Here is a 15,120-nt window from a genome sequence, read left to right as displayed (position 1 = left end):
CTCGCATGTCGTTGCCGCAAAACCGCTGCACATTTTGGCGCGGGGTGCGCTACTTGCCGGGCGCCGGCGCTCCGGGCAGGCCGTTCAGCGGCGGCAAGGTGAGACCGGGGATCTGCGGCGAGCCGTTGCCGCCGCCGACCGGCGGCAGGCCGAGCTGGCCGCCGAAGCCGGGCACTTCGATCTTGATCGAGTTCGGGTCCACCTTCGGGCCGCGGTCCAGCCAGTAGGTTACCGATTCCGGCCAGAAGATCACGATCGCCACCAGGATGATCTGCATGCCGACCCAGGGGAGCGCGCCCATGTAGATATCCGAGGTCTTGACCTCCTTGCCGGCGATCGAGCGCAGGTAGAAGAGCGCGAAGCCGAACGGCGGATGCATGAAGCTCGTCTGCATGTTCACGCAGATCAAGACGCCGAACCAGATCAGGTCGATGCCGAGGCTGGAGGCGACGGGGGCGAGCATCGGGATGACGATGAAGGCGATCTCGAAGAAATCGAGGAAGAAGGCGAGGATGAAAATGAAGATATTGACGAAGATCAGGAAGCCGACCGGACCGCCGGGAATGCCTGAGAGCATGTGCTCGATCCAGCGTGAGCCGTCCATGCCCTGGAACACCAGGCTGAAGCAGGTGGAGCCGATCAGGATCATCACCACCATCGACGTGATGTGGGTGGTCGACGTCATCGCCTCGCGGATCAGCGGCCAGGTGAGGCGGCGATGCAAGGCAGCGAGCCCCATGGCGCCGACGACGCCGAGCGCGCCTGCTTCCGTCGGCGTGGCAAGGCCCATGAAGATGGTGCCGAGCACGAGGAAGATCAGCACGATCGAGGGCACCATGCCCATCAGCACCTTCGCCAGCAGTGCCCAGTCGAGGTCGCCGCGCACCTCTTTCGGCAGCGGCGGCATCGATTTCGGCCGGATGATCGACATCACCATGATGAAGAGCACGAAGATCGTGACCTGCAGGATCGAGGGGCCGATCGCGCCGAGATACATGTCGCCGACCGACCGGCCGAGCTGGTCGGCGAGAACGACGAGAACGAGCGAGGGCGGGATGACCTGGGTGATCGTGCCGGAGGCGGCGATGACGCCGGTGGCGAGGCGCGGGCTGTAGCCGTAGCGCAGCATGATCGGGAGCGAGATCACCCCCATGGTGATGACGGAGGCGGCGACCGTGCCGGTGATGGCGCCGAGCACGGCGCCGACGAGGATGACGGCATAGGCGAGGCCGCCGGGAATGCCGCCGAAGAGCTTGCCGGTGCCTTCGAGCAGATCCTCGGCAAGCCCGCATCGCTCCAGCACCGCGCCCATGAAGGTGAAGAAGGGGATGGCGAGCAGGAGGTCGTTGGAGACGATGCCGAACAGGCGCAGCGGCAGATTGTGCAGGAAGGCTTCGCTGAAATGGCCCGTGGCGATGCCGATGATGCCGAAGAGCAGGCCGACGGCGGCGAGCGAAAAGGCGACCGGAAAGCCGTAGAGCATGAAGACGACCATGCCCAGGAACATCGCCGGCGGAATGATGCCGAAATCAAACAAATCAGTTCCTCCCGGTCCGCGTTACTGCAGCGGTTTTTCGTATGTGGTGTCGATGCTGATGCGGCCGGTGAGCGCTGCGATCCGCTTGATCAGCTCGGAAACGCCCTGAAGGGAAAGCAGCGCGAAGCCGGCGACCAGGATCAGTTTGACGGGCCAGCGGATCAAGCCGCCGGCGTTGCCCGATATCTCCCCCTGCTGGTAGGAGAGGGCGAAAAACGGCCAGCACAGCCAGGCGAGATAGATGCATGCGGGCAGGAGCAGGAAGGTGAGGCCGACGATGTCGATCCAGATCTTCGCCCTCTCGGAAACCGACCCATAGATCAGATCGACGCGGACGTGTTCGTTGTTGCGCAGCGCATGCGAGGCGCCGAGCATGACGACGAAGGCGAAGAGATACCACTGAATCTCCAGCCAGCCATTCGAACTGTAATTGAAGGCGTAGCGGACGATGGCGTTTCCGGCGCTGATCAGACAGCAGAAGAGTACCATGTACTCGGAAAATTTGCCCACGATGCGACTGACCCAGTCGATCAACCGGCTGACTGCCAGAAGTGCCGACATTCGTTCCCCTTGTCTTTTGTCCTGCCGGTTTTCCGGCAGCTTTCCTTCTTTGCAATCGATGTAGACCACGGCCTTGGAAATTGGAAGGATAAATGCCGCGCCTTGGAGTATAGTCTTAGCCGCGATGGCCGGTGTGCGCGACTTCTGGAGATTTGGACAACCCTGGCGTGGATAAAATATTTCAATAATCTCGCCAAGAGGATGCATTATCGCCTGTAAGATGTGAGGTTCATCCTCTAGTTTTAGAAAATTTGACCAAATGTTTGAACCGATTGAAATCAATTTTTAAAGGGTTGGCCTTAGACTCCCCGCGCACAGGGAAAGTGTGGATGAAGCCAGATAACCCGAACAGGGTCCCTTTAGATGTGTATCTGTCGTTTGTGAGTTCCCTCTCCGGGAACCGCATGACGCTTCTTGCTGGCGTGATCGTCCACATCGCGACCTGCCTCGCCGTCGCAGCCAAGACGCAATATTCCATCTACATCCTGTTGTCGCTCGCCTTCCTTCTGGTCTTCAGCGCCCGCATGGCTATCTTCCGGCAGTTCGATCGCGTCGACAAGGAAAGACTGTCGCGCGCCGACATCGAGCGCTGGGAGCGGATCCTCGTGGCTGGTGCGGCCTGCACCACTGCCCTTCTCGGCTTCGCCAGCGGCTATGCGATCTTCGTCGTGCACGATTCCTTCGCGGAGCTGGCCTGCATTTCGGTCACCATGGCGACCATGGTTTCCGTCGTCGGCCGCAATTACGGATCGCGTCTTGCCGTCGATCTCCAGACATTTTCCTGCTGTTTGCCGATGATCGTCTGCAGCCTGCTGGCGATGGATTTCTATCGCGGCGTGCTGTCGATCTTCCTCATTCCTTTCTGGCTGACGACGCGGGCCATGGCGAACGGCGTGCGCGAGTTCCTCTACGAAAATGTCATCGCGCGCCGGGAAATCACCATCATCGCCGACCGTTTCGATACGGCGCTCAACAACATGCCGCATGGCCTCGTCATGGTGGATGCCGAAAACCGCATCCAGGTCGTCAACCGCAAGGCCTGCGAGCTTCTGAAGATCGGTGCGCCCGAGCGGCTGAAAGACCGCGACCTCGGCGCGGTGCTGCGTTATGGCGCGCGCCACAGCTTCATGGATGCTTCGCAGCCGGAGCTCATCCTGCGCCAGCTCACCCAGGTGGCCGAAGGCAACCTGTCGCGCATGCTCATCCATTTTCCCGAGGGCCTGTCGCTCGAATTTTCCGCCAGCCGAAGGGCCGACGGCGGCGCCGTGCTGATCTTCGAGGACGTGTCGAGCCGGGTCAAGGCGGAGCAGAAGATCATGCACATGGTCCGCTTCGATGCGCTGACCGGCCTGCCGAACAGGGAATATTTCGGCCAGCTCGTGCAGGAATATCTCGCCAAACATCCGAGGAAATCAGGCCCCCTCGGCTTCATGGTGCTCGACATCGACGAGTTCAAGCATGTCAACGACATGCGCGGCCACGTCACCGGCGACCATCTGCTTTGCGCCATCGCTGCCCGCATCAAGCAGGCTTCGGGCAACGCCATCCTCGGCCGGCTGATGGGGGACCAGTTCATCCTGTTCTTCCCGCATGCGAAGGAACCGGCTTCGCTCGATCTCGAGATCCGCCGCGTGCATGCCGCGATCCAGGGTCATTACGAGGTTGACGAGATCACTTTCCTGGTTTCGCTCAGCGCCGGCTATGCGATCCTCGAAAGCACCGCCTTTGCGCTCGACGAATGGAGCGTCAAGGCGGATCTTGCGCTCTTCGAAAGCAAGTCGCGCCTCAAGGGCGGCATATCGGGCTTCGAGCGGGAAATGGACGGCCGCTATATCGAGCAGCAGAAGCTGAAGGCGGATCTGCGCGAGGCGGTTTCGGCGCAAGCGCTGCATCTCGTCTTCCAGCCGATGTTCCGGGCCGACGGCACACGGATCGAATGCGCCGAGGCCCTGGCGCGCTGGGTGCATCCGGAGAAGGGATCGATCCCGCCCGATGTCTTCATCCGGCTCGCCGAGGATATGGGCATCATTTCCGACATCACCCGCTTCGTGCTGTTCAAGGCCTGCAGCGAATGCATGAACTGGCCGGAGCATATTGCCGTCTCGGTCAATCTTTCGGCGCGGGATCTGCGCGATGCGGACATTCTCGCGGTCGTCGCCGATGCGCTTGCCCATTCCGGCCTGGATGCGGCGCGGCTGCATCTCGAAGTCACCGAAAGCTGCCTGATCGACGAGCCGCAGGCCGTGCGCGCCATCCTGGCGGAGCTCAGGGCCCGCGGCATCACCATCGCCATCGACGATTTCGGCACCGGCTTTTCCAGCCTCAGCTATCTCGACACGCTGCCGCTCGATATCGTCAAAATCGACCGTTCCTTCGTGCGCAACATCGTCGAGGATACCCGTCGCCTGAAGCTCCTGCGTGGTACGGTCCACCTCGCGCGCGAACTCGGATTGAAGATCGTCATCGAGGGCGTCGAGACCGAGGAGCAGCTCGCGCTGCTCAACAAGCACCGCAGCACCGATCTCGTGCAGGGCTACGTTTTCTCGCCGCCTGTGCCGTCTCAGAACATTCCCCTGTTGCAACAGGGCATCGGCCGCCGCGTCGTGCAACGCCGCCGCAACAAGGTCGCCTGACGGTCTTTAACGATCAGTTTTCCGACTGAAAATCTGGCGCCCTATTAACCTTAACAATTGGTATTCGCCCGGAATTACCGGATTTACTTGCGCAAATGTTGGTGGCGTATGATTAATGATCCGTTAACGAGCGGATCATGAGAATGTCAGAGTCACTGTTCAAGCGTAGCGATTTCAGCACCAAAATCCTGGAAATTCTGGACCACGTCGAATATCGCCGGGTCGAAAGCAGCGAAGACATGGAAGAGGTCGAACGCCTGCGTTACAAGGCCTACAAGGCCCATGACGTGCTGGCGCTGGCCCCGAAGGGGCTGTTGGATGACAGCGATTTCGACAGCCATGCCTATGTCTTCGGCCTGTATTATTATGGTGAACTGGTCAGCACGATCCGGGTTCATTATGTGACACCTGAACATCGCCTCAGCCAATCCGGCGGCGCCTTCCCGGAGGCGATGGACGAGCTTCTGGATGCAGGCCTGACCTTGATCGATCCGGCGCGCTTCGCGGCCGATCCGGAGCTCACCGCCGATATGCCGTGGGTTCCCTATCTGACGCTCAGGCCGACGATCGTCGCGGCCGCCTATTTCCGCGCGGACCGCGTTCTTCAGTTCGTCCGACCGCCGCATGCCGCTTTCTACAAGCGGGTCTTCTATGCCGATACGGTCGTGCCGGGCCGGCTGGCGAAGAATTACGGCATCGACATGACGCTGATGGCGACGAATGTGATCGAGGTCGGCCGCAAGCTGCTGACGCGCTATCCCTTCTTCATCTCCAGCGCCAGCGAGCAGCGCATGATGTTTTCGCGCAATCCCAACGACACGCTGCCGCCGCTCACGATCATTCCGACGGCCCGTTTCGTGCCGCCGGGCGAACTCGGCACCGACCTGCCGCTCTGATTTCTGCAGCTCTCTGGATGAGAGAGGGCAGGCGGCGATGACAAGATCCGCAGCCGGTGGTCAGACGCGCTTTTTCCCTTGTGGGAGAAGGTGGTTTGCAACCGCGGCTGCGGCATTCTCATGCATTGCGCTTTCGCCTGTCATTGTGTAATTCCTGCAGGCAGGGACTTCCCTCGGCGCAGCCAAGGGAATCAGGCAGCGCAAAGGCATTTCAGGGAGACGATATTTATGGCCGAACATCATACCGGACCGGTCGAGACCGGCGCGCCGATGGATTACAAGGAACATGAGCAGACCTACAACATGTTCATTGCCGGCACGAAATACGGCACGATGCTTCTCGTCGTTCTCCTGCTCGCGATGACCGCCGGTTTCTTCGGCGGCGCCGGCCTTCTCGGCGGTCTCTTCGTCTTCATCGTTCTTCTCGCCATCGGCATCTTCATGGTCCGCTGATCGCGTCCGGCGCATCGGCCCGAAGCCGGGCTCGATGCGGGGAAAGCGCGATTAAGCAGATTGGAAGGGCTGGAGCGTTGTGCGTCGGAGGGACGTCCGCTGCTCCAGGGGAGGGAGGCTTCTCTGAAGCTTTGTGAGCTCGGTGCTTGGCCTGCGCAGGCGCGCCTGCGGCGGTCTGGCTGACCCGGAGGAGGGGGCAGTTGGGCAATATTATTTTCGTTGCAAGGGAAGTCACGGACGGGGAGACGCGTGTCGCCGCTTCTGCCGAAACCGTGAAGAAAATGAAGGGTTTCGGCTTCGACGTCGTGGTCGAAACCGGTGCCGGTGCGGCGTCGCGCATTCCGGACGCCGAGTTCGAGGCCGCAGGCGCCAGGATCGGCAGTTTTGCGGATGCCGCCTCCGCCGACGTGGTGCTGAAGGTGCGCCGTCCGAGCCCATCGGAAATCGCAGGCTATAAGAGCGGCGCGGTCGTCATCGCCATCATGGATCCCTACAGCAATGATGAAGCGATCGCGGCCCTCGCAGGCGCCGGGCTTTCTGCTTTCGCCATGGAGTTGATGCCGCGCATTACCCGCGCCCAGTCCATGGACGTGCTCTCATCCCAGGCCAATCTCGCCGGCTATCAGGCCGTCATCGAGGCGGCCGCGGTCTATGACCGCGCCATGCCGATGATGATGACGGCGGCAGGCACCGTGCCGGCCGCCAAGGTCTTCGTGATGGGCGCCGGTGTTGCCGGTCTCCAGGCGATCGCCACCGCGCGCCGCCTGGGTGCTGCGGTCTCGGCCACCGATGTCCGCCCCGCCGCCAAGGAGCAAGTTTCCTCCCTCGGCGCCAAGTTCATCGCCGTCGAGGACGAAGAGTTCAAGGCGGCGGAAACGGCCGGCGGCTATGCCAAGGAGATGTCGGCCGACTATCAGGCCAAGCAGGCAGCGCTCGTCGCCGAACATATCGCCAAGCAGGATATCGTCATCACCACCGCGCTCATTCCCGGCCGTCCGGCGCCGCGGCTCGTCTCGCGCGCCATGCTGGCCTCGATGAAGCCGGGTGCCGTGGCTGTCGACCTCGCCGTGGAGCGCGGCGGCAATATCGAAGGTGCGGTTGCCGGCGAGGTCGCCGACGTCGAAGGCGTGCAGGTGATCGGTTTTGCCAACATGCCGGGCCGGGTCGCCGCCAGCGCGTCGGCACTCTACGCCAAGAACCTCGTCACTTTCCTCGAGACGATGGTCAACAAGGAAAGCAAGAGCGTCGTCGTCAATCTGGACGACGAACTCGTCAAGGCGACCATGCTGACCTATGCCGGCGATGTCGTTCATCCCGCCTTCGGCGGCGCGAAGAAGGGAGACATGTGATGGCCAGTGAAGCAATGGACAGAGCGCTGGAGCAGCTCGACCAGGCGGTGACCGCCGTCGTCACGGCCGCCGCCCAGGCGCCGGAGGCGGCAAGCGCTGCGACCGGCGGGGCGATCGACCCTTTCGTCTTCCAGCTCGCGATCTTCGTATTGTCGATCTTCGTCGGCTATTACGTCGTATGGTCGGTGACGCCGGCGCTGCACACGCCGCTGATGGCCGTCACCAATGCGATCTCCTCGGTCATCGTCGTCGGCGCGCTTCTGGCGGTCGGCATCTCCACAAGCGGGCTTGCGACCGGCTTCGGTTTCGTCGCCCTCGTGCTCGTCTCGGTCAATATCTTCGGCGGCTTCCTCGTCACGCAGCGAATGCTTGCGATGTACCGCAAGAAGGACAGGTGAGGGACCGATGACCAATATCGCAGCTTTCCTTTACCTCGTCTCCGGGGTTCTCTTCATCCTGGCGCTGCGCGGCCTGTCGCATCCGGCCACCAGCCGCAAGGGCAATCTCTACGGCATGGTGGGCATGGGAATCGCCATCCTGACGACGCTCGTGCTGGCGACGCCTAATTTCGGCGGTTTCGTACTGATCGTCCTTGGCCTGGCCATCGGCGGCAGCGTCGGCGCCTATGTTGCCCGTACCATCGCCATGACCTCGATGCCGCAGCTCGTCGCCGGCTTCCATTCGCTGGTCGGCCTTGCCGCCGTGCTGGTGGCGGCTTCCGCGCTCTACACGCCTGCGTCCTTCGGCATTGGCGAGATCGGCCATATCCATACCGAGGCGCGCGTCGAGATGGCGCTCGGCGTGGCGATCGGGGCACTCACCTTTACCGGTTCGATCATCGCCTTCCTGAAGCTCGACGGGCGCATGTCCGGCAAGCCGATCCTGCTGCCTTACCGGCATGTCATCAATGCGGCCCTGCTGGTGCTGATCGTGCTCTTCATCATCGGCCTTGCCGCCACCGAAAGTCATTTCGACTTCTGGGCCGTGGTGGCGTTGTCGCTGGCGCTCGGGGTTCTGCTGATCGTGCCGATCGGCGGTGCCGACATGCCCGTCGTCGTTTCGATGCTGAATTCCTATTCCGGATGGGCTGCGGCCGGCATCGGCTTCACGCTCGGCAATCTGGCGCTGATCATCACTGGCGCGCTTGTCGGCTCTTCCGGCGCCATTCTCTCCTACATCATGTGCAAGGGCATGAACCGCTCCTTCATCTCGGTCATTCTCGGTGGTTTCGGCGGCGAGACGGCGTCGGGCGGAGCCGATACGTCGGACAGGACGGTCAAGCTCGGCTCGGCCGAGGATGCGGCCTATCTGATGGCGAATGCGTCGAAGGTGATCATCGTGCCGGGGTACGGCATGGCGGTCGCCCAGGCCCAGCATGCGCTGCGCGAACTCGCCGACAATCTGAAGAAGAACGGCGTCGAGGTGAAATATGCGATCCACCCGGTCGCAGGCCGTATGCCCGGCCATATGAACGTGCTGCTTGCCGAAGCCAATGTTCCCTATGACGAGGTCTTCGAGCTCGAGGACATCAATTCGGAATTCGCCCAGGCCGACGTCGCCTATGTTATCGGCGCCAACGACGTCACCAATCCGGCTGCGCGCGACGACAAGACCTCGCCGATCTACGGCATGCCGATCCTCGACGTCGACCGGGCCAAGACCTGCCTTTTCGTCAAGCGCTCGCTCGGTTCGGGTTATGCCGGCATCGACAATACGCTGTTCTACAAGGACGGCACGATGATGCTGCTCGGCGACGCCAAGAAGATGACCGAGGACATCAACAAGGCGATCGTGCATTGAGCGACGCTGAAACAGCCGCCTTCGGGCGGCTGTTTAATTCAAGCCGCATGACATCCGCCATGCCGGCTGCGGTCAGCGCCTTTCCTATACCTCGCCCGGCACGAGCGTCATCTTCTCGACGCCGATCGCGAGGTTCAGCCCTTCCTGGGCCTGGACGTTCAGCGGCTGCAGCATGAAGGCTTTGTTGGTGCCGCCGGCGATCACCTTGGCTCCGGCGCCCGCCCCGATGCTGGCATCGGCACCGACGCCGTAATATTCACCGGCAAGCGCGAATTGCGGGATATCCGTACCGGTCTTCGCCAGCACCTGCCAGATCATCACGCTCTTGCCGGTCTGGCCGATATCCAGGCCGAATTTTTCGATCTTGCCGGCATAGACCGCCTTGGGGCCGCCCGCTGCCGGCGTATAGGTGCAGATGAGGTTCTTCTGTGAGGTGATGATCAGGCCTTGGCCGCCATCCGATCCGCAGACCAGACGGCCAAGCGTGACATAGTTTTCCGCGCCGGCCGGGCCGGCCCAGACAGCCGCGGCCAGTGCTGCGGCTGCGATCATCGTTTGCTTGAACATGGTCTTTCTCCTTTGGAACGACCTGTCCGAAACGGGTGGGGATGGCGATTGTTCCTGCGCTATTCCCGCTCCAGCGTGCCACGCTGGGCCGTCAAAACCCATAGGAGGCCTTCGGGCCGGAAATCCACCTCGACCGTGCCGCGAAAGGCAGCGGCGGCATGGGCCTTGATGACAGTCGTGCCGAAACCCGAGCGCGAGGGCTGCGTTACCGGCGGGCCGCCGCGCTCGTCCCAGGTGAAGCGGAGCAGGGCCTCCGGCTTGTCTTCTTCCTTCACATCCCGCCATTCGAAGCGAACACGGCCCTGCGGCACGGAGAGCGCACCGTATTTCACCGAATTGGTGGCGAGTTCATGCAGGGCAAGGCCGAGATTCTGCACCGCATCCGGCTTCAGGACGAAATCTTTACCGCTGACTTCGATCTGTTCGCGCGCTTGCGGGAAGGCCTGCAGGTGGATGTCGACGACCCGCCTCAGCGATACGCCTCCCCACTGCTCGCTTGTCAGCAGTTCGATGGAGCGCACCAGCCCCTCCAGGCGATCGGCGACGGCGGCCTGGAAGGTCTCGACGCTGTCGGCCTGTTTGGCGAGCTGGCGCATCATCGCCTGGGCAAGCGTCAGGAGATTTTTGGTGCGGTGGACGAGTTCATGCATGACGAAGCGCAGCCGGTCTTCGGTCTGGCTGCGATCGAATGAGGCATTCGAAAGGGCGATCGCCACCTGGTTCGCCTCGATGACGCTGGTCTCGACGGGCGAGACGATATGACCTTCGCCCATGCGGTTCGCCATGTCGGCGATCTCGCGGATGGTGGTGCGGACCTGCCTTGCAACGGCATAGGCGGCCAGCACGGCGACGAGCACCAGCGCGACGCCGCCGATGATGAGGAAGCGCCAGGTGCTGAGGATCGAAGCCTGGGCGACCGGCCCCCAGATGACCGTCTTCCAGGACCAGCCGGGAATCTGGGCATAACCGAGAAGCATGTGCGGCAGGACCGCCTCATCCTCGAAAACGCCCCGGAAGGTGCCGAGCGCCGGCAGGATGCGCGGGTCGAAGGGCGTGCCGGGTTCGAGATTGGCCGGTCCGGTGGCGGCGACGACATGGCCGCTCTGGTCGATGATGGCGGCCGACCAGCCGGGGGCAAGGCCTTCGGTGGTCACGAGCCTGCCCAGATCCTTGGCGTCCTGGGTGATGATAAGGGCTGCGACGGGATCGTTCGGCCGTGGCAGGGTGACATTATAGACCCAGTCGCCGCTGGTCCGGCCGCGGAAGACATCGGAAGCCTCGATGCGGCCGGAGGTCATAGCCGATTCGAGAGACGGCATGTTCGCCACTTTGTCGAGCGGCGTGCCGAAGGCCCGGCGCGTGTTCAGGAGTTGCTGGCCGGTGCGGTCGACGGCGATGACGAACAGCGAATTGTTCCGCAACGCTGTTTCCGTGCGCTCGTGGAAGGCGGCGAGATTGCCGTTTTCCAGTTCCGGCGAGCTCGACAGCAGCCGCAGCGTCGTCGCCATATCCTGCAGCTGGCGGTCGATGATGCGCGAAAGGGCAACGGCATCCTGGGCCGTCTCGCGTTTCAGCGCCGAGCGCTGGTTATCCTCCAGCTGCAGCAGAAGCAGTGCCACGAAGGCAAAGATCGGCAGTGCGATCGCCACCGCCATGGCGACGAGATAGGTGCCGATCGAGGCCTTGGGAAAGAACAGTGCGACGATCTTCATCTATTGCGCCACATAACCTGCGCGGTGGATGAAGCCATGCAGCGCTTCAAAGTGCTGCAGCGTCCTCTACGCCTCTGAAAAGAGGCGCGGCGCTGCGATGCGCGCAGCCCGCAACAGTTTTCGTTCGCGGCCAGGAAAGCAAAGATCCTCATCTCTCGCAAACCGCCCTCAATGCGTTTCGTATCGCCGATAGCAGGCTATCGAAGCAGGCGCATGTTAGGGGGAGGAGCAGCAGGTTGCAACACAGTATGACATGCCATCGAAGAGGGCGAACGTTTTTTCGGCCTGCTTTTTTGACGCGGGCGGAACCGCCTGTGCGGGCTGGATGGCGCCTATGGACGGCGCCCAATCAAAAACGCGCTCAAAATGGCGCCGGAGGATTCGCTTAGCTTGCCAAGATCTCCGCCGGTGTTCCGATCGGCGGCAAGAGGCCGTTGCGGGCGGCCGGTATTCCGGGCCGCCCAATGCATGTCCTTAGCCGGCTGGTGCGACGCCGACGCGGGCCAGGCCGTCGCGGGCCGGCTGGTATTTGGGATCGAGGCCGACTGCGTGGCGGTAGGAGCGGGCGGCCTTCGCCTTGTCGCCGCGGCGTTCGTAGACGAGCGCCTGGTTGGCCCAGGATTCGGCGATGTTGCCGTTGAGTTCGATCGCATGATTGAAATCGGCAAAGGCGTTGTCGTCATCGTTCAGCGCGAAATAGGAGATGCCGCGGCCATTATAGGGCTCGGGCGAATTCGGCGCGAGCGAGATGGCCTTCGAGAAATCGTCGATCGCCTTGTCCTGCTGATTGCGCTTCTGAAAGATCAGACCACGATTGTGATAGGCGCGCCCATCGGTGGTGCCGAGCTGGATCGCCTTGTTGAAATCGTTGAAGGCCGCATCGTCCTGGCCGGCCATGCGATAGACATTGCCGCGGCCGATATAGGCGACGTCGTAGCTCGGATTGATCTGCAGAGCGGCGTTATAGTCGGCAATCGCCTGCTGCTGCTGGCCCATGTTGCGATAGACCAGGGCGCGGTTGGCATAGGCCTGGAAGAAGCGCGGGTTGATCTGTAGGGCCGTGTTGAAATCGTTCAGCGCCTGCCGGAACTGGCCGCCGCGGCCATAGGCGGAACCGCGGACATTGTAGCCTTCGGGATCCCTCGGATTGGCGTTGATAACAGCGGTCAGCGACGCGATGTTTTCTTCCGAGCCTTGCGCCTTGTCGATGCGGATCACCGCATCCGTGGTGTTGGTCGTCTCGCAGCCGGCGAGGCCGAGCATGGCGGCCAGCGTCAAGGCGGGCAGGAATGCGGTTTTCTGCAAGCGCCAGGCGCGGGACGGATTGAAGGTGATATCAGCCATTCGGGCTCGCTTTCCCCATGCGGCATATCCGGTACGCGGATATGCGATCTTCAGCGGCAAACTAAAAAGGCGGCGGCGAACCCATCGCCCCCGCCACAATGCATCTGAAAACGTCGAAAAAACGACGGCAACGCTTAGCGTGCGACCAGGCCTTCGCGCTGGGCGCGCTTGCGGGCCAGCTTGCGAACGCGGCGAACAGCCTCGGCCTTTTCGCGAGCACGCTTCTGCGACGGCTTCTCGTAGTAGTCGCGCATCTTCATTTCGCGGAAAATGCCTTCGCGCTGCATCTTCTTCTTGAGAGCGCGGAGAGCCTGATCGACATTGTTATCGCGGACAAGTACCTGCACGAGAATCACGTTCCTTTGGTTTGGTTGATGCCTGAGGCAGCGCTGCGCCAGGGGCAAAAATATAACGTTCGCGCGGCCGCAGCCTTGCGATTGGTGATGCGGGATAGCAGATCGGATAAGGGAAGTCCAGACGGATATGGAGAGCGGGCGGAAAAATCACGCCTCGCCCGATACCCGGCTGCGATCGGCTGCCTCGGGCAGGGTTTCATCCAGCGCGGCGATCGCCTCCTTGAGGGCTGTCCTGACCCGCAGGCGATCGGCCGGCTCCAGCCGGCCCATATCGAGATGCAAGTCGAGGCCGGCAAGGTGTTCGCTGAGAACGCGGCTCCTGTGATCGGCGCCGAGCTTCAGCCCGTCTACCGCATAGGGCACGATCTCACGCTGTATGCCTTTCATCGTGATCGGCGGCAAGGGATGGGCGTCGACGATCTCGTTCACCAGCGCATAGGTTTCGTAGCTGATGACGATTTCTCCGCCCTGGGCGATCGATTGCAGCCGGGCCGCGAGATTGGCCTCGGCGCCGATGATCGTATAGTCCATGCGGTCGCTGCTGCCGAAATTGCCGACATTGCAATAACCGCTGTTGATTCCCATGCGGACCACGAACGGCTCCTCGGTTCCGTTCCTGCGCCACCTGTCCTTGAGTTCTCCGAGGCGGCGCTGCATGTCGACGGCCATGCGCAGGCACGCTTTCGCATCCTCCTCGGGGCCTTTCGTCTCGGGATCGCCGAAGAAGACCAGCATCGCGTCGCCGATGAACTTGTCCACCGTGCCGCCATGCTCGAGCGCAATGTTCGACATTTCGGTCAGGTATTCGTTCAGCATCTCCGTCAGGGCTTCCGGCTGCAGGCGCTCGGTGGTCGCGGTAAAATCCTTGATGTCGGAGAAGAAGATGGTCAGGCGCTTGCGCTCGGTATGGACGACGACGTCCTTCTGCCCGCTGAAGATGCTCTTGTAGATCTGCGGCGAGAGATAACGCGAGATCTTCAGGGAAACGCTGGCGAGGAACTCGTTCGCCGCTTCCAGATCCTGGTTGGCGGCGTGGATCGCCCGCGTCTGCTGGCGCTGGAGCAGGATGAAGGCGATGCCGATGACGGCGACGAACAGAAAATAGCAGAGCAGGTATTTGAAGGCGAAGACGTTGCTCACGTAAGGCTGTCTGATGATGACTTCCTGAATGCCGCGCACATCACCCACTTTCCAATCGGTCTTGGGGCTTTCGGGATGGCTGTTGTGGCAGGCGACGCAGGCCTGGCCCATGACGACAGGGGTGATGAACCTCAACGTATCGGTCAATCCGACGCGGGTAAGGTCGTTCAGCGTCTGCTGCGGATTGGCGCGCAGGGCCGCGAGCGCCTGCTTCTCGAAGTCGTCGAGCTCGTGGGATGCGCGGCTCTTGAAGGGGAGGTCGGAAACGAAACGGTAGGTGATATTGGCCTGCTGCTCCTTGATGACGTCGCCGAGTTCCAGGGAAAGGGTTGCCGGCAGCGGTATGGCGCCCGGGATATTGGCGTAGTTATGGGAGACGACCGTGCCTGCCGTGCCTCCGCTCGCATGCGCGGCCAGAACACGCCCAACGACATTCGTGGAATAATAAGAGCGGATGCTCGATATCAGCGAGCTCATGTCGCGCGCCTGCCGCCGCAGGGTATTTCCCGAGAGGTCGCTGATGTCGAGCCAGACGGCAAGCGGCAGCCCCGCGAGCATGGCCAGCACCACGACAATGAGCCAGTAGCCGCTCCGACGCGCGGCGGATTCGGAAATCACGGGCGACCCTCATTCTTTTTGGAAAGCATCCGATTTTCGATCGCTACAAGAACATTTCGTCGCCTGCCCGGCAAGATCGAAGCCCTTGTCATGCAGGCAAAAGCACGGCCAAAATTGGAGACGTCGCGCGGCAGGCCAAAAAGGGAGAAGCCGG

General features: G+C 62.0%; 13 protein-coding genes. 6 read left to right on the top strand and 7 right to left on the bottom strand.

What is annotated here, in order from left to right; all coding sequences use genetic code 11:
* Nucleotides 1–49: 49 nt before the first annotated feature.
* Complete coding sequence (locus CO670_RS10805; RefSeq protein WP_097590227.1) at nucleotides 50–1,537, bottom strand: TRAP transporter large permease subunit; 1,488 nt, start codon at nucleotides 1,535–1,537, stop codon at nucleotides 50–52.
* A 21-nt stretch (nucleotides 1,538–1,558) separates the two neighbouring features.
* Nucleotides 1,559–2,098, bottom strand: a complete 540-nt coding sequence (locus CO670_RS10800; RefSeq protein WP_097590226.1) for a TRAP transporter small permease subunit — start codon at nucleotides 2,096–2,098, stop codon at nucleotides 1,559–1,561.
* Between the two features lie 329 nt (nucleotides 2,099–2,427).
* On the opposite strand from CO670_RS10800, the gene CO670_RS10795 reads away from it, so the two are divergent.
* From CO670_RS10795 to CO670_RS10770, 6 genes are all read left to right on the top strand, one after another.
* Entirely contained in the window at nucleotides 2,428–4,731 is a 2,304-nt protein-coding gene (locus tag CO670_RS10795; protein ID WP_097590225.1) for an EAL domain-containing protein, read from the top strand.
* Between the two features lie 143 nt (nucleotides 4,732–4,874).
* Nucleotides 4,875–5,627, top strand: coding sequence for a hypothetical protein (locus CO670_RS10790; RefSeq protein ID WP_097590224.1), 753 nt, complete (start codon nucleotides 4,875–4,877; stop codon nucleotides 5,625–5,627).
* Nucleotides 5,628–5,855: 228 nt separating this feature from the next.
* The gene (locus CO670_RS10785) at nucleotides 5,856–6,080 is read left to right on the top strand and encodes an aa3-type cytochrome c oxidase subunit IV (protein ID WP_097590223.1); all 225 of its coding nucleotides are present in this window, start codon (nucleotides 5,856–5,858) and stop codon (nucleotides 6,078–6,080) included.
* 200 nt (nucleotides 6,081–6,280) lie between these two features.
* Nucleotides 6,281–7,429, top strand: coding sequence for a Re/Si-specific NAD(P)(+) transhydrogenase subunit alpha (locus tag CO670_RS10780; RefSeq protein ID WP_097590222.1), 1,149 nt, complete (start codon nucleotides 6,281–6,283; stop codon nucleotides 7,427–7,429).
* On the top strand, nucleotides 7,429–7,827 hold the full coding sequence (locus CO670_RS10775) for a proton-translocating transhydrogenase family protein (RefSeq protein ID WP_097590221.1): 399 nt from the start codon (nucleotides 7,429–7,431) through the stop codon (nucleotides 7,825–7,827). Before CO670_RS10780 ends, CO670_RS10775 begins: the two co-directional genes overlap by 1 nt.
* A gap of 7 nt (nucleotides 7,828–7,834) precedes the next feature.
* A complete protein-coding gene (locus tag CO670_RS10770) occupies nucleotides 7,835–9,229 on the top strand; it encodes an NAD(P)(+) transhydrogenase (Re/Si-specific) subunit beta (RefSeq protein WP_097590220.1) in 1,395 nt (464 codons plus the stop codon).
* Nucleotides 9,230–9,313: 84 nt separating this feature from the next.
* Here CO670_RS10770 and CO670_RS10765 read toward each other — a convergent pair whose 3' ends face one another.
* From CO670_RS10765 to CO670_RS10745, 5 genes are all read right to left on the bottom strand, one after another.
* Nucleotides 9,314–9,796, bottom strand: a complete 483-nt coding sequence (locus CO670_RS10765; RefSeq protein ID WP_097590219.1) for a DUF992 domain-containing protein — start codon at nucleotides 9,794–9,796, stop codon at nucleotides 9,314–9,316.
* A gap of 59 nt (nucleotides 9,797–9,855) precedes the next feature.
* Nucleotides 9,856–11,508, bottom strand: a complete 1,653-nt coding sequence (locus CO670_RS10760; RefSeq protein ID WP_097590218.1) for a sensor histidine kinase — start codon at nucleotides 11,506–11,508, stop codon at nucleotides 9,856–9,858.
* Nucleotides 11,509–11,982: 474 nt separating this feature from the next.
* Nucleotides 11,983–12,852, bottom strand: a complete 870-nt coding sequence (locus CO670_RS10755; RefSeq protein ID WP_097590217.1) for a tetratricopeptide repeat protein — start codon at nucleotides 12,850–12,852, stop codon at nucleotides 11,983–11,985.
* A 134-nt stretch (nucleotides 12,853–12,986) separates the two neighbouring features.
* On the bottom strand, nucleotides 12,987–13,199 hold the full coding sequence (gene rpsU / locus CO670_RS10750; protein ID WP_003585885.1) for a 30S ribosomal protein S21: 213 nt from the start codon (nucleotides 13,197–13,199) through the stop codon (nucleotides 12,987–12,989).
* A 156-nt stretch (nucleotides 13,200–13,355) separates the two neighbouring features.
* A complete protein-coding gene (locus CO670_RS10745) occupies nucleotides 13,356–14,906 on the bottom strand; it encodes an adenylate/guanylate cyclase domain-containing protein (protein ID WP_245425789.1) in 1,551 nt (516 codons plus the stop codon).
* Nucleotides 14,907–15,120 lie beyond the last annotated feature (214 nt).

Origin of the sequence: Rhizobium sp. J15 (assembly GCF_002531825.1) — a bacterium.
Classification (GTDB): Bacteria; Pseudomonadota; Alphaproteobacteria; order Rhizobiales; family Rhizobiaceae; genus Rhizobium.
This window is presented reverse-complemented; position numbering and strand designations above follow the sequence as displayed.